General features: G+C 45.7%; 14 protein-coding genes and 7 pseudogenes. 6 read left to right on the top strand and 15 right to left on the bottom strand.

Features of this window, described 5'->3' with window-relative positions:
• The first annotated feature begins 135 nt into the window (after positions 1-135).
• Positions 136-1,329, top strand: coding sequence for an MFS transporter (locus tag AB4H76_RS00855; protein WP_000095526.1), 1,194 nt, complete (start codon positions 136-138; stop codon positions 1,327-1,329).
• Positions 1,330-1,708: 379 nt separating this feature from the next.
• Here AB4H76_RS00855 and crcB read toward each other — a convergent pair whose 3' ends face one another.
• Both crcB and AB4H76_RS00845 read right to left on the bottom strand, forming a co-directional pair.
• Positions 1,709-2,089, bottom strand: coding sequence for a fluoride efflux transporter CrcB (crcB, locus tag AB4H76_RS00850; RefSeq protein ID WP_001318207.1), 381 nt, complete (start codon positions 2,087-2,089; stop codon positions 1,709-1,711).
• A gap of 340 nt (positions 2,090-2,429) precedes the next feature.
• Positions 2,430-2,843, bottom strand: a pseudogene (locus AB4H76_RS00845) (phosphopyruvate hydratase); the annotation flags it as partial.
• Positions 2,844-2,849: 6 nt separating this feature from the next.
• Here AB4H76_RS00845 and AB4H76_RS00840 point away from each other — a divergent pair.
• Positions 2,850-3,098 (top strand): annotated as a pseudogene (locus tag AB4H76_RS00840) (Tn3 family transposase); the annotation flags it as partial.
• 233 nt (positions 3,099-3,331) lie between these two features.
• On the opposite strand, the gene sitD reads toward AB4H76_RS00840, so the two are convergent.
• From sitD to sitA, 4 genes are read right to left on the bottom strand one after another with little or no spacing between them, the layout of a single operon-like run.
• Positions 3,332-4,189 carry an iron/manganese ABC transporter permease subunit SitD gene (gene sitD, locus AB4H76_RS00835; RefSeq protein ID WP_000968139.1) on the bottom strand — a complete coding sequence of 286 codons (858 nt, stop codon included), beginning with the start codon at positions 4,187-4,189 and terminating at the stop codon, positions 3,332-3,334.
• On the bottom strand, positions 4,186-5,043 hold the full coding sequence (gene sitC, locus AB4H76_RS00830) for an iron/manganese ABC transporter permease subunit SitC (RefSeq protein WP_001101723.1): 858 nt from the start codon (positions 5,041-5,043) through the stop codon (positions 4,186-4,188). Before sitC ends, sitD begins: the two co-directional genes overlap by 4 nt.
• The gene (sitB, locus tag AB4H76_RS00825) at positions 5,040-5,867 is read right to left on the bottom strand and encodes an iron/manganese ABC transporter ATP-binding protein SitB (protein WP_000983710.1); all 828 of its coding nucleotides are present in this window, start codon (positions 5,865-5,867) and stop codon (positions 5,040-5,042) included. Before sitB ends, sitC begins: the two co-directional genes overlap by 4 nt.
• Positions 5,867-6,781, bottom strand: coding sequence for an iron/manganese ABC transporter substrate-binding protein SitA (gene sitA / locus AB4H76_RS00820; RefSeq protein WP_000949004.1), 915 nt, complete (start codon positions 6,779-6,781; stop codon positions 5,867-5,869). The genes sitB and sitA overlap by 1 nt, the downstream gene beginning before the upstream one ends.
• A 355-nt stretch (positions 6,782-7,136) precedes the next feature.
• Between sitA and AB4H76_RS00815 the strand changes: the two genes are divergently transcribed.
• Positions 7,137-7,834 (top strand): IS1-like element IS1A family transposase gene (locus AB4H76_RS00815; protein ID WP_223155668.1). Its coding sequence is split into 2 segments (ribosomal slippage): positions 7,137-7,386 and positions 7,386-7,834, totalling 699 coding nucleotides; the frame shifts between segments, so codons are not numbered across the junction.
• 179 nt (positions 7,835-8,013) lie between these two features.
• On the opposite strand, the pseudogene AB4H76_RS00810 reads toward AB4H76_RS00815, so the two are convergent.
• From AB4H76_RS00810 to AB4H76_RS00800, 3 pseudogenes are all read right to left on the bottom strand, one after another.
• A pseudogene (locus tag AB4H76_RS00810) lies at positions 8,014-8,527 on the bottom strand (DUF4113 domain-containing protein); the annotation flags it as partial.
• A 60-nt stretch (positions 8,528-8,587) separates the two neighbouring features.
• Positions 8,588-8,695: pseudogene (locus tag AB4H76_RS00805) on the bottom strand (AAA family ATPase); the annotation flags it as partial.
• Positions 8,688-9,017: pseudogene (locus AB4H76_RS00800) on the bottom strand (IS21 family transposase); the annotation flags it as partial. The pseudogenes AB4H76_RS00805 and AB4H76_RS00800, both read right to left, overlap by 8 nt.
• A gap of 742 nt (positions 9,018-9,759) precedes the next feature.
• Between AB4H76_RS00800 and AB4H76_RS00795 the strand changes: the two are divergent.
• A complete protein-coding gene (locus tag AB4H76_RS00795) occupies positions 9,760-10,737 on the top strand; it encodes a RepB family plasmid replication initiator protein (protein WP_000361611.1) in 978 nt (325 codons plus the stop codon).
• 284 nt (positions 10,738-11,021) lie between these two features.
• Here the strand turns inward: AB4H76_RS00795 and AB4H76_RS00790 are convergent, their stop codons facing one another.
• The 6 genes and pseudogenes from AB4H76_RS00790 to AB4H76_RS00765 form a co-directional block, all read right to left on the bottom strand.
• Entirely contained in the window at positions 11,022-11,762 is a 741-nt protein-coding gene (locus AB4H76_RS00790; protein WP_001066953.1) for a tyrosine-type recombinase/integrase, read from the bottom strand.
• A 120-nt stretch (positions 11,763-11,882) separates the two neighbouring features.
• Positions 11,883-12,071: a serine/threonine protein kinase gene (locus tag AB4H76_RS00785; protein ID WP_072652414.1), complete on the bottom strand. Its 189-nt coding sequence runs from the start codon at positions 12,069-12,071 to the stop codon at positions 11,883-11,885.
• Positions 12,072-12,444: 373 nt separating this feature from the next.
• Positions 12,445-13,347, bottom strand: coding sequence for an antimicrobial resistance protein Mig-14 (locus AB4H76_RS00780; RefSeq protein ID WP_001312822.1), 903 nt, complete (start codon positions 13,345-13,347; stop codon positions 12,445-12,447).
• Positions 13,348-13,415: 68 nt separating this feature from the next.
• Entirely contained in the window at positions 13,416-14,525 is a 1,110-nt protein-coding gene (locus AB4H76_RS00775) for an SDR family oxidoreductase (RefSeq protein ID WP_000771475.1), read from the bottom strand.
• A 432-nt stretch (positions 14,526-14,957) separates the two neighbouring features.
• Complete coding sequence (locus AB4H76_RS00770) at positions 14,958-15,911, bottom strand: omptin family outer membrane protease (RefSeq protein ID WP_000280980.1); 954 nt, start codon at positions 15,909-15,911, stop codon at positions 14,958-14,960.
• A 1,252-nt stretch (positions 15,912-17,163) separates the two neighbouring features.
• Positions 17,164-17,387: pseudogene (locus AB4H76_RS00765) on the bottom strand (integrase core domain-containing protein); the annotation flags it as partial.
• Positions 17,388-17,525: 138 nt separating this feature from the next.
• On the opposite strand from AB4H76_RS00765, the pseudogene AB4H76_RS00760 reads away from it, so the two are divergent.
• Positions 17,526-17,834 (top strand): annotated as a pseudogene (locus AB4H76_RS00760) (transposase); the annotation flags it as partial.
• Between the two features lie 49 nt (positions 17,835-17,883).
• Positions 17,884-18,581 (top strand): IS1-like element IS1A family transposase gene (locus tag AB4H76_RS00755; RefSeq protein ID WP_103215986.1). Its coding sequence is split into 2 segments (ribosomal slippage): positions 17,884-18,133 and positions 18,133-18,581, totalling 699 coding nucleotides; the frame shifts between segments, so codons are not numbered across the junction.
• The last annotated feature ends 1,353 nt before the right edge of the window (positions 18,582-19,934 follow it).

Raw genomic sequence — 19,934 nt, 5'->3', positions numbered from 1 at the left:
AATCAAACAGCTCCTACACAGTAAAATAATAACAATTATGTCAATAATGATTCTCATTATCAATGAGAAATGTTATTGTCAGAAAAATTAATTTTACAAATAAACACAATTAATACATGGTGTTGAAACATTACAATGTCATCTAAGATCGAAGATACGCCCCAAAAAACCCTGTCCTGCTGGCCACTGGCGTTCAGTGCCGGTCTTCTCGGTATCGGACAGAACGGTCTGCTGGTTGTACTCCCTGTTCTGGTCATACAGACAAATCTGAGTCTGTCTGTATGGGCTGCCCTGCTGATGCTGGGCTCAATGCTGTTTCTGCCATCTTCCCCATGGTGGGGAAAGCAAATTTCCCTTACTGGCAGTAAGACTGTGGTGCTGTGGGCTCTGGGAGGATATGGCGTAAGCTTTACCCTGCTTGGGCTGGGAAGCGTGCTGATGGCTACCGGTGCCGTAACAACAGCGGTGGGGTTGGGAATATTAATCATCGCCCGGATCGTCTACGGTCTGACCGTGTCAGCAATGGTGCCAGCCTGTCAGGTCTGGGCATTGCAGAGAGCGGGAGAAGGGAATCGCATGGCCGCTCTGGCAACCATCAGCTCCGGCCTGAGCTGCGGCAGGCTATTCGGGCCGCTGTGCGCGGCGGCAATGTTGGTCATTCACCCTCTGGCGCCAGTGTGGATGCTGATGGCAGCTCCGGTGTGGGCTGTGGTGATGCTTCTGCGGTTGCCCGGCACACCACCACAGCCCACACCGGAGCGCAAGAGCGTCAGCCTGAAGCGGGATTGCCTGCCTTATCTGCTTTGCGCAATGTTACTGGCTGCGGCAATGAGCATGATGCAGCTTGGACTTTCGCCAGCCCTTACTCGCCAGTTCGATACTGATACCACCACTATTAGCCAACAGGTGGCGTGGTTGTTGGGGCTGTCCGCAATAGCTGCGCTTATCGCGCAGTTCGTGGTACTCCGTCCACAGCGCCTGACTCCAGTGGCTCTGCTCCTGAGTGCCGGGGTGTTGATGAGTAGTGGTCTGGCTATCATGCTCACTGAACAGCTATGGTTGTTTTACCTGGGCTGTGCAGTGCTGTCATTTGGGGCCGCTCTGGCAACACCCGCTTATCAACTTTTACTGAATGATAAGCTGGCCGACGGCGCAGGCGCGGGCTGGCTTGCGGCCAGTCACACACTTGGCTATGGGCTGTGCGCATTGTTGGTGCCACTGGCGTCGAAAACAGGTGTCTCAATCGCGCTGATTGTGACGGCATTATTTGCCGCTGTATTATTTACCATAGTGTCTGCATGTATTTGGCATTACCGTACAATCAAGTAAGGCTATGATGTTGTACTCACAGCCGGCATAACGTCCTGTGCAATTTCGCTGTCGAAACCGCCTGTGCTGACCGCCCAGTGCACTCACCTGAAGCACATCGCAGCATGCCACCAGGATGCCAGATCGTCTTCTGAAATGGGTGGATACATTGGCAACGTTAACCGCAACAATTTTTCAGAGAGAATTTTGGGGGGTGAGGGCCAGTGATGTAAAAAATACGCCAAGAGGTTAATTCATTGTTTATACTGATATGTCAGGTAATGCGTTTGCAGTCATTACAGTCGTCATGGAGACTGTAATGACTGCAAACGCATACCATGGAGCGAAATTCTATCCTAAGCGTCACATTAGTTGATAAACCTGTAACGTTAATGAATTCTCATGCGAAAAGTATGGTTATGATAAAAAAGCCTAAAGCTGTCATGATGAGGGAGCCAATGACGTGAACAAGTACAGACGTCAAAGCCCATATATAATTTCCCGCCTGGAGTAATGCGAATACTTCAACAGAAAATGTAGAGAAAGTACTCAGACCTCCACAAAGTCCCGTTGTTATCATTAATTTCCAAAAAGGATCAAGGTGTGGTTGTCGTAAAAAGTACGCCAACGCAGTACCAATAATTAACCCGGCAAGGAGGTTCACCACCAGTGTACCTGGAGGTAGATTTGGAAAAAGACTGTTAAAGCGTGTGGACAGTAACCAGCGCAGAGTACATCCAACAGAACCGCCGATAATGACGGCAAAAAGTGATTTAATCATGTACCCCTCATAAAATAATTTTTTATCGTAACAATATCAGAATATGTTCTCATTTGACTGATATTGTTAATTTATATCCTTTGACTACATGCAAGATAAGGGAAGGTTCTATTTATTGACATTAATACCCTCGACAATTGCTGAGCAGAAGCCCCCACGACAAGTGACAGAATGACAACATCTACAGTGGGGAGCGTTTTATCGATGAACAAGCAACCAAGAAGTAACACGGCATAGGTGACGACAATGCCAGTAAGCATAGAAATAACAAAAACGTGAGCTTTCATCATTCCTCCAGAATAACCCCGACGTGTAAGCCTGGGGGATTGGCACAATAATGTCATTTAAAGGCAGACTTTCCAGCAAATTGCGCCGATGAACCCAGTTCATCCTCAATTCTCATAAGCTGGTTATATTTTTCAATACGCTCACCCCGGCATGGAGCTCCCGTTTTGAGATGACCTGCGCGCATTGCAACTGTCATATCGGCGATAAAGCTGTCCACTGTCTCACCACTGCGGTGTGAGATAAAGGTGCCCCAGTTGTTGTCATGGCAAAGTTGTACCGCATCAAAGGTTTCACTCAGGGAACCAATCTGGTTGAGTTTAATCAATGCTGAATTGGCAAGGTTTTCGTCAATGCCGCGCTGAATATACTTTACGTTGGTCACAAACAGATCGTCGCCAACCAATTCTATCTGCTCTCCCAATGCACCATGCAGGATTTTCCATCCAGCCCAGTCATCTTCAGCTACCGTTAAGGGCAGGAAGATCAACTAGGTGCTCTGGGGCTGGTGACCAATGCGGTTGTGCTGTGAAACACACTTTACATGCAGGAGGCGTTGTCACATCTTCGCAAATCGGGAGAAACTCCTGAGGAGTAGCATCCGGCAAGATTATCGCTGCTGATACATAGCCATATAAATATGCTGGGGCATTATACGTCTTCGTTACCGGAAGATATTCTTAAGGGTGAGTTAAGATCATTAAACTTCAATACAAACAATTAATTAAACTCTTAGCGTGGTTTTTTACATCACTGGCCCTCGCCCCCCAATTTTCTCTATGTTTTGCCACTACTTCCCTCATTTTACTGCGCTGTTTGCTACCCCTGAGAATCGACATTACTTGCTATCCAGTCCGCAGCAACTCTCTGGCAACAAAACTTATCAGAATCATAAGTCTGTGCATTATTCGTTCAAGCGCATCGCCAATAAGCGGATGTTGCTGGCCGAGTGTTCTGCTAATCGGATGATAACAAATCCCGTGGTTCGGCATTTTCCTTTGTGCGTGCGTTGATGCTGGTAACGGTAAACGTCATGATGAACATGACCGCGAATAAGACAACAATTGTCGGAGCTGGCGCGCTGTCGATAAAAAAGGACAGCCAGACACCAGTCATTGAGACCAATATCGATATGCCAGTCGCCAGCAGGAGCGCAATATGAAAGCGTTGTGTCAGGAGTACCGCAATGGCACCAGGCGCAATGAGAAGAGAAATAGAGAGAATGATACCTACCGCTTTCAGCGTCGCCACAATGGTCAGGGAGACCATGCACAGCAGCCCATAATGCAGCCATCTCGTATGCAAACCGCTTGCCTGCGCCTGTTGATAATCAAAGCTGAACAGCAAAAAATCCCGCCATTTTACGCTAATAACAAGTGTAACCAGTCCGGCAATAATCACCGTCTGGATTATATCGCCGATGGTTATCCCGAGCATGTCGCCGAAAAGAATATGATCAAGATGTACGTCTGGTTTGACTGCAATATACAAGATCAGACCTGCGGCAAACATGCCAGAAAAAACAATCCCCATCACTGTATCTTGCTTGATTCGGCTGTTGTCTTTCAGGTATCCCGTCGCCACCGCACAGAATACTCCGGCGACGAATGCCCCTGTAGCCAGAGGTAACCCCAGAATCCAGGCAAGCACGATGCCAGGAAAAACCGCATGACTCATCGCGTCACCCATCAGTGCCCAACTTTTCAGGACCAGAAAGACCGACAGCAGCGCACAGGGTATGGAAACTACCAGTGAAATCAGCAGTGCGTGACTCATAAAGGTGAACTGCAGTGGCTCCAGTAATAATGCCATCATGAGCGATCCTCCAGCGCTTTATGCGCACGCCGACGATTTGCCAAAAGCCCATGGGTGGGCGCAAAGACAAATGCTAAAAGAAACAGCAGTGTCTGCGCCACCACGATGATTCCACCTGTCGCGCCGTCCAGAAAGTAACTGACCCACGCGCCGAGGAAACTGGTCACACTGCCAATAGTTACAGCAATCATGAGCAGGCGGGGAAAACGATCGGTTAACAACCATGCTGTTGCACCGGGAGTCACCACCAGACAGATCACCAGAAAGGCACCAACCGTTTGCAGCGCCGCAACGGTCGAAACCGACAGCAGGGTGAAGAAGAGGATTTTTAATCTGCCCGGATGCAATCCAATAGCACGGGCGTGATTCTCGTCGAAAAAGGTCACCATAAGATCTTTCCATTTGAAAAAAAGCACGATGATCGAGAGAATGCCAATGATAGTGAGTTGCAGGATATCCGCCGGATCGATTGCCAGAATATTGCCCAGGACGATGGTCTGAATGTTCACGGATGTCGGGTTCAATGACACCATAAACAGCCCCAGGCCAAAAAAGGACGAGAAGATCAGGCCGATGATGGCATCTTCTTTTAAGCGAGTGAGTTGGTTAAGAAACAGCATGCTGCCCGCTGCCAGTCCGCCGGAAAAGAAGGCTCCCAGAGAAAACGGAAGCCCCAGCATATATGCCCCCGCAACACCCGGGACAATAGAGTGCGACAGCGCATCGCCAATCAGCGACCAGCCTTTTAGCATCAGATAGCATGACAGGAAAGCGCAGAGACCGCCGACCATCGCCGAGACCCACATCGCATTGAGCATATATTCATAGCTGAAGGGTTCCAGTAGCACGTTCATCTTTCTTCCCTCTGCACCGCTGACGGTCGATGTGCCACAAAAGGGCGTTCATCGTCAGTAATAATGCTTTCTTCCGAGCCGTTAAGTGTGACATGGCGCAGTACGCCGCTAAAAGCCAGCTCCAGGTTCTCGGCTGTAAAAGTGGTGTCTGTCGGCCCGCTTGCCAGGACGGTGCCTTTGACCATGACCGTATAATCGCAAAATGTCGTGACGGATCCGAGATTGTGCGTTGAGACAAGCATCGTTTTGCCTTCCGCGCGTAACTCCCTCAACAGGCTGATGATTTTCGCTTCGGTTTTCACATCAACGCCGGTAAAAGGTTCATCCAGCAGGATCACATCACCCTGCTGTGCAATCGCTCTCGCCAGAAAGACGCGTTTCTTTTGTCCACCGGAAAGCTCGCCGATTTGTCGATGGCGAAAATCCACCATATCGACACGTTCCAGCGCATCGGTGACAATCTGACGATCCCTCTTTTTGGCGATACGCAACATACCCATATGCCCATAGCGGCCCATCATCACCACATCTTCCACCAGTACAGGAAATGACCAGTCAACCTCTTCTGACTGAGGGACGTAGGCAACCAGGTTTTTCTGTAGCGCCTGTCGTGTGGGAATACCCAGAACAGATATCTTCCCGCTGGTCAGACGCACAAATCCCATAATCGCTTTAAACAACGTCGATTTTCCGGAACCGTTTACCCCAACCAGAGCGGCAATAGATCCGCCTGGTACTGTGAAGGATGCATCGCGCAGTGCTGTGTGCCCGTTACGCCAGGTGACAGTAACATCATTAACGACAATGCCTGCAGATTGCATCATTATTTCTCCCTTTTTCCGGCTTTAATTCCCTGTACCAGCGTACTGGTAGTAACCTTCAGAAGGTCGATATACGTAGGTACCGGGCCGTTTTCTGTGCTCAGGGAATCGACATAGAGCACACCACCGTAGTGCGCGCCGGTTTCACGCGCAACCTGACGCGCTGGTTTATCGGAAATCGTACTCTCGCTAAAGACTGCCGGGATATGATTTTTCTTAACTATATCAACAACCTTACGTACCTGCTGCGGTGTTCCTTGTTGATCGGCATTAATCGGCCACAGATAAAGCTCTTTTAGCCCCAAATCGCGTGCGAGATAAGAAAAAGCCCCTTCACTGGTGACCATCCATCGCTGATTCTCAGGGAGTTCCGCAATCTGCTTACGCAGGGGGGCAAGGGTTTGGGTAATCTTGGCTTTATAAGTATCGGCATTACGTTGGTAGGTTTGTGCATTTGCCGGATCGTATTTTATAAACGCATCACGAATATTATCGACGTAAATCAGAGCATTATCTGGCGACATCCAGGCATGGGGGTTAGGTTTGCCCTCATAGGGCCCTTCGGTGATCCCTACTGGCGTCACACCCGAAGAGACAATTACTTCTGGAACCCCATTGAGATGCTGGTAAAAGCGTTGGAACCACAATTCCAGATTCATACCATTGGCGAGAATCAGTTGTGCCCCCTGCGCACGTTTAATATCGCCAGGGGTAGGCTGATACTCATGAATTTCTGCACCAGGCTTGGTTATGGATGAGACTTCTGCAGCATCTCCAGCCACGTTTTTGGCCATATCTGCGATGATGGTAAAAGTTGTAATGACCTTGAATTTTTCAGCTGCACTCGCCTGAAATGCTATCGAGCAGGTGAGGACTAGGCACCCCAAGAGCATGGTTACTTTTTTTATTGAGAGCATGATTTAGTACCTATAGTGAGCAAAATTAGAATAAACATAGCAACTACTATGTTTTATAGCAGAAGCTATAAAATGTAAATAATTATCATTAGCGATTATAAGATCCCAACACAGGGATTAGGTTATTTCATGCTGACGATGTGGTATTGAGGATAAAAGTTGGGCAGCGCTTTGGCTTTAAAATGAACTTGTTCAGGACGATTGGTAATGGCAAAGCAAAAATAATGTAGGTTATTGGCAAGTTCTCTAGGACGCAGGAGAGCATGAAAAACCCAGGGGCAGTCACTAAATGAAGGGATCGGTGATGCTGCCAACTTACTGATTTAGTGTATGATGGTGTTTTTGAGGTGCTCCAGTGGCTTCTGTTTCTATCAGCTGTCCCTCCTGTTCAGCTACTGACGGGGTGGTGCGTAACGGCAAAAGCACCGCCGGACATCAGCGCTATCTCTGCTCTCACTGCCGTAAAACATGGCAACTGCAGTTCACTTACACCGCTTCTCAACCCGGTACGCACCAGAAAATCATTGATATGGCCATGAATGGCGTTGGATGCCGGGTAACTGCCCGCATTATGGGCGTTGGCCTCAACACGATTTTACGTCACTTAAAAAACTCAGGCCGCAGTCGGTAACCTCGCGCATACAGCCGGGCAGTGACGTCATCGTCTGCGCGGAAATGGACGAACAGTGGGGCTATGTCGGGGCTAAATCGCGCCAGCGCTGGCTGTTTTACGCGTATGACAGTCTCCGGAAGACGGTTGTTGCGCACGTATTCGGTGAACGCACTATGGCGACGCTGGGGCGTCTTATGAGCCTGCTGTCACCCTTTGACGTGGTGATATGGATGACGGATGGCTGGCCGCTGTATGAATCCCGCCTGAAGGGAAAGCTGCACGTAATCAGCAAGCGATATACGCAGCGAATTGAGCGGCATAACCTGAATCTGAGGCAGCACCTGGCACGGCTGGGACGGAAGTCGCTGTCGTTCTCAAAATCGGTGGAGCTGCATGACAAAGTCATCGGGCATTATCTGAACATAAAACACTATCAATAAGTTGGAGTCATTACCTGCTTTTTCGGTTGAAAAGAAATTGATTGAATTACTGGAAAAACAATCTGGTCTCCATACGTCTGTGGATTGCAGTACTCCCCTTACAGAGCAGAGTCTGTCGAGAAATGACGGTGAAGACCAGACCAGAAGAAACGCTGAAAATATGTTCGGAGATGACTGAACTAACCCAGCCTGGCCAGGGGAATATCTCGCCATTTAGTTGTATAACACTGACTCAACATTTCCCGTTTCATTTGCCATTCAGGGGCGGTTCCTCGCCCCGCAAACCACACTTTCCCTTTTCCCGACTGGTTCAGTTCATCGAGTGTTTTCATTAACTTTTCACTGTTTTTACGGGGCTGGATTTCATCAAATAATCCCGGCTGCGCTATACCCGATGGTGTGAAATCAGCCAGCATGACTCCTGCCTTCATATAGCGGTACCCTTCACGCCAGACATGGTTTAAGGCTCTGCATGCGGCGGCAATAATGTCCCGGCTGTCCTGTGTGGGCAATGAAAGCTTTTCCACAGCGGCATTGCTGTAACAGGGTTCAGGGGGATGTCCGTACAAATGTCGTCACCTGCCGGCAATACTGACTCTCCCCACGTAGTTTCTCTGCGGCCCGCTCTGCATACTGAACAACAGCCTGGTGCATGGCATCTTTGTCTGTGATTCGTTCACCAAAACTGCGACTATGTCAACGCCACGATGTTTGACCGTTATTTGCCATTTTCATGCCCGCTAAATACTTTCGTTACTGATGCTGTCCGCTTTGCACCATTTCATCATCACTGATTGGCGTTGTGTTTTTGGTCAGCACTCCAGCTTTACGTTTCTCTTTTAACCGGTAACTCTCTCCTTGTTCTTTTTGACGGACGCATTTTACGTTTGGGCTGGATGTAGTAACGCAGCATGGAACGTCCGCCCGTATAACCCATTGCCTTAATCTCCGCGAAGATAACCTCGCTATTCCAGACATTCTCTGCCAGGCGCATGTCGATGTAATCCATAAACGGTTTCAGCTTAACCATTTTGTGGCGGGTCTTTCTGGCTGGCGGTTCAGGGTATTTGAGGTAGCGTCTGACCGTCCGTTCAGAGCAACCAATCTGAGCCGCAATATCGACAATGTACGCGCCCTGCTGGCGCATTTGCTTTATCATGTAAAAGTCCTCTCTGCTCAGCATGTTGATGTCCTTTCTGGTGTGAGAACCTTAAGGAAACAACATGTTGGGTGGAGCGGACAATCCAAATGGTGAATTACCGTCTTATATCACTGGCGCTGACACCTGTAGTTTGTATACACAATCCCTGGCATTGAAACACACATATGAAGTGTACTTCGGATATGACCGTACGCTCAGGAAGTACGGCAGATTCCGTCAAAAATTACCTGTAAAGACAGACTTCAGAAAAAACAGTGCTCGCCGCAGACCGGTGACCGGGCGAAGCCCGCGAACCGGCGAGGAAGCGCAATATATCTGTAGTTACAGTGAGCAGGTACGCCCTGAAGCCTTCATAATCGGTAGTGTATGCTGTTTTTCCGGAATGATTTATCCACATATCCAGAGGCCCGATCCAGTAAATAGATCCATGAATGATCAATAAAGGATCCATTAAAGATCCCCATATCGCTACAAACCTTGTTACTCATGGGCCGGGACCACGATCACATAAGCTGTGGCATGTTACTGATAAACTGTAATATGCTAATGATAAGCTGTATTCAGTAATGCATATACTGAAGTAAGCTAATGACATAAACTATGGTCAGTACGCCAGACTCTGTTGTTAAATACAGACTGCAGGTTTTTCTTCAGTCAGTTAGCGGAGTTCTGACACACGATTTTCTGTTTATTCTTTTACTGTCCACAGGCTGGAGGCTTTCTGGAAAACGAAAATTCAGACATCAAAAAACTGTTCGGCGAGGTGGATAAGTCCTCCGGTGAGCTGGTGACACTGACACCAAACAATAACAACACCGTACAACCTGTGGCGCTGATGCGTCTGGGCGTTTTTGTACCGACCCTTAAATCACTGAAGAACAGTAAAAAAAATACACTGTCACGTACTGATGCCACGGAAGAGCTGACACGTCTTTCCCTGGCCCGTGCTGAGGGATTCGATAAGGTTGAGATCACCGGCCCCCGCCTGGATATGGATAATGATTTCAAGACCTGGGTGGGGATCATTCATTCCTTTGCCCGCCATAACGTGATTGGTGACAAAGTTGAACTGCCTTTTGTTGAGTTTGCAAAACTGTGTGGTATACCTTCAAGCCAGTCATCCCGCAGGCTGCGTGAGCGCATCAGCCCTTCCCTGAAGCGCATTGCCGGTACCGTGATTTCGTTTTCCCGTACCGATGAGAAGCACACCCGGGAATATATCACCCATCTGGTACAGTCAGCTTACTACGATACTGAGCGGGATATTGTGCAGTTACAGGCCGATCCCCGCCTGTTTGAACTGTACCAGTTTGACAGAAAAGTCCTTCTCCAGCTTAAGGCGATTAATGCCCTGAAGCGACGGGAGTCCGCCCAGGCACTCTACACCTTTATAGAGAGCCTGCCCCGGGATCCGGCACCGATATCGCTGGCGCGGCTGCGTGCACGCCTCAATCTGAAGTCTCCTGTATTTTCCCAGAACCAGACGGTCAGACGGGCAATGGAGCAGTTGCGCGAGATTGGATATCTTGATTACACGGAGATCCAGCGGGGGCGGACAAAATTCTTCTGTATTCACTACCGGCGTCCCCGGTTAAAAGCGCCGAATGACGAGAGTAAGGAAAATCCGTTGCAACCTTCACCTGCGGAAAAAGTCAGTCCGGAGATGGCGGAGAAGCTTGCCCTGCTTGAGAAACTGGGCATCACGCTGGATGACCTGGAAAAACTCTTCAAATCCCGCTGAACATAAACTGTAGTCAGTGAAGAGCGCTCCTTTACTGACTACAGCTTATATTAACCGGTGCAGTGAGTGGTCTGCTCACTGCAGTTTATATTCTGTTTCCTGCAGTGCTGTCTGTAGCTGAGCTGCCATCTGCCTGTCCCTTACGTAAGTGATCCCGTAACCTGATGCTGAGGCATTGCTCCCTTCATAAAACATGACTTACTCACTACAGCTTATATACATGCTCCAGCTTATGTTATGTCTGTTCTGCTGACCACAGCTTATATAAGGAAGCGCGTATGCCGTCACCTCAGGGGAGGCAGTGTACGCAGGATCTCCGCAGCATCCCGCCCGTCACCTGTGAAAGGCACTGCCAGCGTGGCAGCCATATCCAGTGCAAACACTCTGGTATAAACCTCCATCGAACGTGGATCCCTGTGACCAGCCAGTGCCTGGATGACTTTCCGGGGCTGGCGGTGATAGAGCATGTGCATGATATAGCTGTGCCGGAAGGTGTGTGGTGTGACCGGAATCGAAAAGTGTACCCCGTCAGCTTCGGCCCGTCTGACAGCCTGCTTCAGCCAGTTGCGCATGGTTTCGTCGGTCACGGCCCATAATGGTTCACGACGACGGGGCCGGGTGGTGATCATCCAGCTTTCCATCTGCCTGACATAGCTTATATCTGTCAGCGGCACCAGTCGCACTTCATCTTTTGGCGGGCGTCCGCGTCGCGCACGCACTTTTTCGGACAGGATCCGCACAAACGGTCTTACTCCATTCAGGTCAAATGATTCCGGCGTCAGCATCCGGGCTTCGCCAATACGCATTCCGGTATTCCAGAGGGTGGCGAACAGCATATGGTGACGCTGATCCGGCATATAGAAGAGAAGGGCACTCACTTCCGGGGCCAGCAGGTAGGCCGGTGTGGCCCCCGTGGAAGTGGCCATTCTTCTCAGGGAGAGCGCTGTTGCAAAATCCACCCCCGGCGCAATGGGTAACAGGGAGACGCGTTCTGGTGAATTCTGCAGGGGAATGACATTGTTCATGAGTTATTTTTCACGTAGCACACGCACTGTTTATGGATACAGGTATTCTGACCTGAACGCCCGGATCCTTCCACGACAATAAATCGCAGCGCGCGGATCCTTTTGTTTGCTTATCACGCATTATTGCGGGTAAAACCAAATACGTAAAGGTATGTTTTGCAGCAGGGATCCCGTATTAAGCCAGTCGTGGCGCGGGCTGAGGGCTGGTTTACCGTTTTTGGGAGAATTGGGGTAATGCCAGGACAGGCAGAAACGGAGAAAAAATCCTGCAGACGCCCTTAAAAGACAACTGAAAATTTCTGACTCCATATTCCTCTGGTTTCAGACTGCTTAATCACATCATCAACCTGATACATAACAAACAGATTCTGTTCACAGAATGAACAATTAAGTAAATGGTTAGATTATGCGAAAAAGTACAGATATTTCTCACCATCGTTATTGAATAATATGTCTTCACACAAACAATATTAATATTTTGAGTGTAAGCCCTGACTCAAAGAAAGAAATGTCTGTTTTCGGAATCAAAAATATATAGTTATCAAAATACATTAATTTCAAATTTGAAATTAATGTAAAACGATTTAGTAAATGTTATGATATTATAAATCTACTCCTCCATGTTTAGAGGAGTATTTGCAGACTGGACGCTCTTATATAGTTACTTACCTTTATACATATTCTAACATAAGCATTTACCAACCTTACAGGGAACAGACCATAGTAGTTTATATTTCCATTCAGGTCTGAATGCACCGATAGAATATATCATCTTTTTATTATTATCCTGACAATACCTTCGCGCTTTATCTATATTCAGCCACATAAGGACACTTCCCGGACTTAGTTTCATGCAATTCTCATCATTCAGAACTGCACCATTTGGAACGTCATAATAAACATTACATGAGCTTTCAGATTTCAGTACTATATCAATAGCACACGGTTTATTATCCCAGAATAGCACATGGCCAAACATAAGTTCTCGTAAGTGAGAAATAAACATTAACAGATTATCATATTCGTAGCAAGGTAGGGTACCTCCAAACCGGGAATGAAAAAGTGATATATAAGAGCTGGATATTTCTTTATCGGATAACTGGCTTATACACTTAATCTCTCCGCCATTCCTGATAAATCTCTGGATTTCATTTCGGCGAGTTTTTTCAAATTTAGGTGAAAAAGATTCCTTTATAATACAATTTTGTTTTTTTCTGGCTATTTTCCATGTTGCATTGATAATATTTTGTTTATTTATAATTGATAATTTATTAGTTTTATCCGGAAAAAAACATCTTGCATGTGGGGAAAAAGGAATTAATACCTCATCAGATGAAAGAGGATAAGACCTTCTTGCCATTATCCCAATTTGTTTTCCATTGCACAGAAAATATGAGCCTTTGATATCACCATCTTTTTCATAGTGAAAAAAATCAAACTTCCAGTCATGATGTATCATAAAGTATGAAACAACATCCGGATGCATGTTTACACTACCACCGTATTTTTCAAAAGTTTTTTTGTACGTTTCGAATGTAGATGGTTTCCAGGCCGTAATAATGCGCTTTATATTTTTAATTGACAAAGTCATATCCTCGGCGTTTTTATATATTATGAGTGCAACACCAACAATAATTCTGATTATGATAAATATTATTTAAAATCAACTTCCATTTGTTGTTGAATTGAAAGGTGTTTTGTCGTTTCTATACAGTATTTAATATAATCAGTAAACTTTGGCGGTTTAGGCATTCCGATACTCAGTAGCTTGTCGTTACTGAAACAAACATTGAGCATACTGAACGCTCCATATAAACGAATGGCTTTTAACATAAGGCGTTCGTTACAGGGACCAAAAATATTTTTAAAATCATGACGGCTCATTGCCAGTATGTCATAACTGACTTTAGTATATCTGTCTCCAACAGGATCACAGTTCAAAGCACGGGCTACAGCTTCGTCAATAGCAGAGAACGTCACACTACTTTCTTTACCTGCTGATATATGAACAATCTCACCATTAATTAACGAGCTTTCAAGCAACATTAGCAATGCATCAGCACAATAATCTACAGGGATAACATCTATTTTATCATCCAGAGAGCACATAAATTTTTGCAACATTAACCCCATTCTGAATACCCAGAAAATACTGGTTGAAGGTAAGCACCCTAAACGACTGTGGCCAACAATAATTGATGGTCGGGCAACCAACAAAGGTAAATCAGGACACTGCTTACGCATCAGATATTCTATTGTTGCTTTTGAATGCGTATACTCCACTAAATGTTCACCTGTTTCTGATGAAGCAGACTCTTCCTTAACTAGCGACCCCGTATGAGGTGTACAAGACATAGCAGTACCAACATGAAGGAAGCGTTTCAGTCCTGCCACTTTTGCCATTCTTCTTGCAAAAGCAAGTGTACCTGTAACATTCACATTCCATATAAAAGGATTATTACCAAAAGAAGCTATAGCCGCACAGTTTATAACATGAGTGACTTCATCAAGACGAGGATCCATGAGAAAGGCTTCCGGATTATTTAGATCCCCAGGCAAGATGTTATCATTAGTTAATGCATGCAACCTTTCCTCACAAACATTAAATTTACGCATATTTTCTTTAATTCTTTCCAGTCCCGCTTGTGGAGTAGGTGCTCGTACTAAAAGTAGCAAATTTATATTATTACAGTTATCCAGCAGCTTATCCAGGACCGCGCCACCAAGAAATCCTGTTGCACCTGTAAGTAATAATAATTTCATATCTAACCTCTTTTGTTTTCATGTGATCATTATAAAAATAAATTATCTTACATAAACAATGATTAAACAAAATCAAGAGAGATTAAATGTAAAAACAATGTTTATTTTTATACGGCAGAATCCTTCAGGTTATTGCGTGTGTTTTTATTGGATGGTCTTCTTATTATTGACGAGTAATAGAATTATAATAAAGTTCATATTGTTAACATCGCTTATCAATTATTTTTATGTCGATAACACTGTGTCGTTATGCATGAAGAGTGGCAGGGCAGCATCTTTAAAAATACAAGAGTTAACAGAAACACTTTTATCGTTGAGCACATATACCCTCCACATATTATAAAAAATCAAAAGACCACCATCAGAAGTGCTGGCCTTTTGTTTATCATATTTAAAGTGTCATGAAAAAGTTAAAAACAGGCATGCTTCAGGTTAAAAATAATACTTCAGACCAGCTGTGGTCATAAAGTTATAGCTTTCAATGCCTGCACCATTTTTGGTGTGATCAGATATATTCAAATTTCTGGAGTACAGAGAAGTATCACCTTTCTTATTAGTAATACGGTTCCATGTTCCTTCGACATAAACTTTAGCTGCAGGTGTAATATAATAACCAGCATGTAGTGAGACAGAGTAATAGTTCTGATTATTTACATCGCTACGATAGGTGATCCTTTTCTCAGGGTTGTAATGCTCATCATTATCCGATGCCTTCACCCATCCGCTATATTTGAAACTCCCCCCGAACTCAAAGCTATCATACCGATAATTACCGGTTAACCCTATATAGGGCATTTTAAAGTGTTGTTTGTAGCCTATAGCTCTTTCACCATCTGGAAATGATCCCGTTTCATCCCGGAAGCCTCCCTCACTACTATAGATATAAGAGCCTCCTTTTGCTGTAAAGCTATAACGATTTTCCTGGTAACCAGCCATAAGACCTAACTGATAGTCTGGTTGATTCAGGAGCCATCCCTTAATATTCAGGTCGAATTCATTAGCAAAATTTAGACGGGTATTCGGATGTTTACTCTCATCAGTCCAGGTTCCGGGATTGCTCGTATCCAGCCAGTCCCTGTCCACCATATTGCCTCCACGACCAGCTAATGTTGTCCACCCTGAGGCACCGACAGATACTCTGGGTAACAGATCCCAGTTAAATGCCCCCTTGACAATTGGCGCATTACTGTATTTCCAGTCCAGCTGGCTGGCTTTGCGCCCTTTTTCTTCAGGCAGATAAACCCGTTCTTTGGCCTTGCCACTTAAAGTGCCAAAATCAATCTCCGTACTGATTTTCTCCGGTGTAAAAGAAAGCCCAGTATCAGAAGCCAGTGCAGCAAACGCTACAGGAGCTGAGAGTGCAGTAGCAAGAATCTTTAAGTACATAGACAAGTTAACTCCATTCCACTCGTTTGTTTTTGATAAATATTTTTTTATTTACTCGTAGTAGTCAACTGAAAAATGCTGTTTTGTTTAACGTTTGTTTACAATGTGGCCACATGTCGCTTTATTTATTCCCTTTTATGTCAGAATATCAGGGGAGTCAGTCAAACCCGGTATGATTACTGCCCCGGTCATCCATGTTCCAGAAAATATCAGGGCATACAGGGCGCTGGTAACTGCGAATAAGGCCCTAGTCGGACACTTTATGCCGGGAACGTCTGTAACGTGGAAACCGGTACCTTCTTCCTGGGGTTATTTTGTTAACTCTTATCTAAAGGGAGACAAAATGGCCAAATCCTGCGATTATGAAGCAATCAGGGTCTTTATTAGCGTTAATGTCGGCAAATATACCAATAACGCCATTACAGTTAATTATTCAGATAGCGTTTGTGCGACAAGACATTACCATTCGACGAAAATAAACTCAGGTGGTTGATATCAGAAATCAACCGTGGCTCCACCTACAAAAAAAGTTGCTGGTTTATAAATCCCTCCTTTCTGATTAATAAGAAAACTAATAACATATGAGTGTGATTACTTGTTCAGATAAGTTAATTATCTTAGTGATTGATATTTATTTTGTTTCAGTGAAAATGATGCTTTTATTAGAAAATTTATAAATACCAAGTCGGTGGTGTTTATTAGTGTAATGGAGGGGAGTGCGTAAATCGTTCATGTAACACTTCCTTCCAATAATACTTTATAAATCAATAGATGTATGATTACTTATTTCCTGAAATATCATATATATTGCTATATTTCTTAACGAGATATTCTTATTTTATTGATAATTGCATCTCTTTTATTTAATGTAAAGCTTTCTTATTAATCTTCTAATGTATTGCAAAATGGTAGATGCTGAGTAATCAACAGACTTGTATGTAAAGTCAAGATTAACGTTGCTAAAGCACGCATCAATTTTCTGATAAAAGGATGGGGTTGTTTTTTTCGATAAAAAAAATTCTTGTCTAACCACTGGTGAAATAAGATTATTATTACCCCGAATTAATACTGAGCCTAACAATAGAATACAAAAAAAACAAAATGCTTTAAATAAGGGGAGCACTATAAGTTATCCTCTTTACTTTATGCTTACCAACTCATTTATGTTACTTTATAACATAACCCATCTTGCGTTGTAAACAGACTCGTTTTAGTTCCATGCACCTTTTGAGATCGTGACCAAATAATGGCGTTAGTGATGTTCTTCCAGTGTCATATGGTTAAGTAGTTGATATGGCGTTCACTGTTATATTCTGACAACCAGTTTGCCGCCAGTTCCCGCTTTTCATCCAGCGTTCTGAACAGACAAAAACCGAGTATTTTTGTTCGGTATGTCCGGTTAAAACTCTCGATAAAAGCGTTCTGCGCCAACTTACCTGATTGGGTAATCTCCAGTTTTACTACATGTTTTTCTGCGCATTACGTCCGTGTTGGATAAAAAAAATCCTGGCCATAATCTATGCGAATCATAGCTGGATAGACATGGTTTTCCGCAATCCTTGAACCGCCCCGGGAATCCTGGAGACTAAACTCCCTGAGAAAGAGGTAAACAGGATGACTAAAAATACTCGTTTTTCCCCCGAAGTCCGTCAGAGGGCGATTCGTATGGTTCTGGAAAGTCAGGGCGAATATGACTCACAGTGGGCGGCAATTTGTTCCATTGCCCCAAAGATTGGCTGTACACCGGAGACTCTGCGTGTCTGGGTACGCCAGCATGAGCGGGATACCGGAGGCGGTGATGGCGGGCTCACCACCGCTGAACGTCAGCGTCTGAAAGAGCTGGAACGTGAAAATCGTGAACTGCGCCGCAGTAACGATATCCTTCGCCAGGCTTCCGCTTATTTTGCGAAGGCGGAGGGTGATGCTGCCAACTTACTGATTTAGTGTATGATGGTGTTTTTGAGGTGCTCCAGTGGCTTCTGTTTCTATCAGCTGTCCCTCCTGTTCAGCTACTGACGGAGTGGTGCGTAACGGCAAAAGCACCGCCGGACATCAGCGCTATCTCTGCTCTCACTGCCGTAAAACATGGCAACTGCAGTTCACTTACACCGCTTCTCAACCCGGTACGCACCAGAAAATCATTGATATGGCCATGAATGGCGTTGGATGCCGGGCAACCGCCCGCATTATGGGCGTTGGCCTCAACACGATTTTACGTCACTTAAAAAACTCAGGCCGCAGTCGGTAACCTCGCGCATACAGCCGGGCAGTGACGTCATCGTCTGCGCGGAAATGGACGAACAGTGGGGATACGTCGGGGCTAAATCGCGCCAGCGCTGGCTGTTTTACGCGTATGACAGGCTCCGGAAGACGGTTGTTGCGCACGTATTCGGTGAACGCACTATGGCGACGCTGGGGCGTCTTATGAGCCTGCTGTCACCCTTTGACGTGGTGATATGGATGACGGATGGCTGGCCGCTGTATGAATCCCGCCTGAAGGGAAAGCTGCACGTAATCAGCAAGCGATATACGCAGCGAATTGAGCGGCATAACCTGAATCTGAGGCAGCACCTGGCACGGCTGGGACGGAAGTCGCTGTCGTTTTCAAAATCGGTGGAGCTGCATGACAAAGTCATCGGGCATTATCTGAACATAAAACACTATCAATAAGTTGGAGTCATTACCACGACGCCCGTGGAATATATTTTAAAAGAGAACAAAAATTGCAATATGTGGTGGACCCATACACAGCAAACGCACAGGCCGCCCCGGTTGGGTAGATATGTGGGATGGCTGGTTCAGACTTCAGGATATGGTTGAGGCTGGTGATGAAGTCTCTTTATCAGGAGATCTGATCAAGAGACAGCCGCGCAGGGGGATTCACTATGCTGGATTCTTTTAACAAATTCTCCGCTAACCAAAAAATAGACTTTTTGCATTCGTAAATGCGTTAAGAGATAATTTTTAAAGTTCCATCAATCTCCCGGCCAGTTCGTCTCGCGGCATTACTCACTATCCGCACAACTTCAGTAAGATCATGACTTTTTCAATCGTTATCTGTTGACCAAGCTTTGAAACCACTAGCGTCCCGTCAACCTGACCTGGAATCGTCGAGAACCGCCCATAGTTGTGAATTGGCTAGAGTGTGATGGAAAGCAACGCTAAACGACCTAGTCACACATTCTCTTTTCCCTAACAATGACCATTTAGTGAAATAACGTATCCAAAATGATGACGTGAAAGCCTGATACTGGCAGCGAAAAGCCGAAAAAACTCACCTGGTCAGGAGCAAAAATCGGATTATTCGCCAACAGCGTAATATCAGCAGTAGTTCTCGACACGCTTGCGCTATAGACAGAGGATGAAACGCTGCTGGTCGGAGTTCTCTATACATTTTTGGCGACGGCAGAACCGCTCACCAATGCCTTAACGTCTATCAGCCTTCCGGTGAGTTGGAACAGCATGCTCAGCGTTTGCAAGATATTCTCCACGGTCTGTAGCAGCGTAGGTTTCAATTTAAATATCCCCAGATAGCCCTCTGGGAGCTTCCCTTTTTATTAAGTTTTAATTACCGTTGCAATAGTTAAATGATATTGGTAATTATTATCATTAGCATTTGTGTCTGTGTTGTTTCTGGTAAGGCTGAAAGGGAACAAACATCGCCTGTACAACGGCGTTTTTACTTACAGACCAGCGAAGGCGAGACTATCAGGATGATGCATCGTGTGTCTAAGAAATCACGGTTCTTTCCAGATTCGTTGTTCGGTCTAACACTGCACAAATGCGTCAGAACATCCCGGCGTAGCTGTCCGACGCCATTTGGGCTGTTCAACAGGACAATGGCGCGTAAGCGTTAATGGAAGTGGGGATACGGAGTTCCCTGTTCACCTGTGTATGTCACGGAAAAGTCTCTGACTGAGCTGTCCATAACGCTGGTGAAGCACAAATGGCGCAGCATCTGGTAAAGCAGGTTTAACGAAAAGTCGTGTCCTGCTGCTGGCATATGAGTGCGTCGACTGCCTG

The organism is Escherichia sp. UTM R2 (genome assembly GCF_048593455.1).
Lineage (GTDB): Bacteria > Pseudomonadota > Gammaproteobacteria > Enterobacterales > Enterobacteriaceae > Escherichia > Escherichia coli.
This window is presented reverse-complemented; position numbering and strand designations above follow the sequence as displayed.

Coding starts and splice junctions, on each gene's coding strand:
- AB4H76_RS00775 (WP_000771475.1), bottom strand. CDS start 14,525: ATGAAATTATTATTACTTACAGGTGCAACAGGATTTCTTGGTGGCGCG.
- sitB (WP_000983710.1), bottom strand. CDS start 5,867: ATGATGCAATCTGCAGGCATTGTCGTTAATGATGTTACTGTCACCTGG.
- crcB (WP_001318207.1), bottom strand. CDS start 2,089: ATGATTAAATCACTTTTTGCCGTCATTATCGGCGGTTCTGTTGGATGT.
- AB4H76_RS00855 (WP_000095526.1), top strand. CDS start 136: ATGTCATCTAAGATCGAAGATACGCCCCAAAAAACCCTGTCCTGCTGG.
- AB4H76_RS00785 (WP_072652414.1), bottom strand. CDS start 12,071: ATGGAGTCAGAAATTTTCAGTTGTCTTTTAAGGGCGTCTGCAGGATTT.
- AB4H76_RS00770 (WP_000280980.1), bottom strand. CDS start 15,911: ATGTACTTAAAGATTCTTGCTACTGCACTCTCAGCTCCTGTAGCGTTT.
- sitA (WP_000949004.1), bottom strand. CDS start 6,781: ATGCTCTCAATAAAAAAAGTAACCATGCTCTTGGGGTGCCTAGTCCTC.
- sitC (WP_001101723.1), bottom strand. CDS start 5,043: ATGAACGTGCTACTGGAACCCTTCAGCTATGAATATATGCTCAATGCG.
- AB4H76_RS00790 (WP_001066953.1), bottom strand. CDS start 11,762: ATGAACAATGTCATTCCCCTGCAGAATTCACCAGAACGCGTCTCCCTG.
- sitD (WP_000968139.1), bottom strand. CDS start 4,189: ATGATGGCATTATTACTGGAGCCACTGCAGTTCACCTTTATGAGTCAC.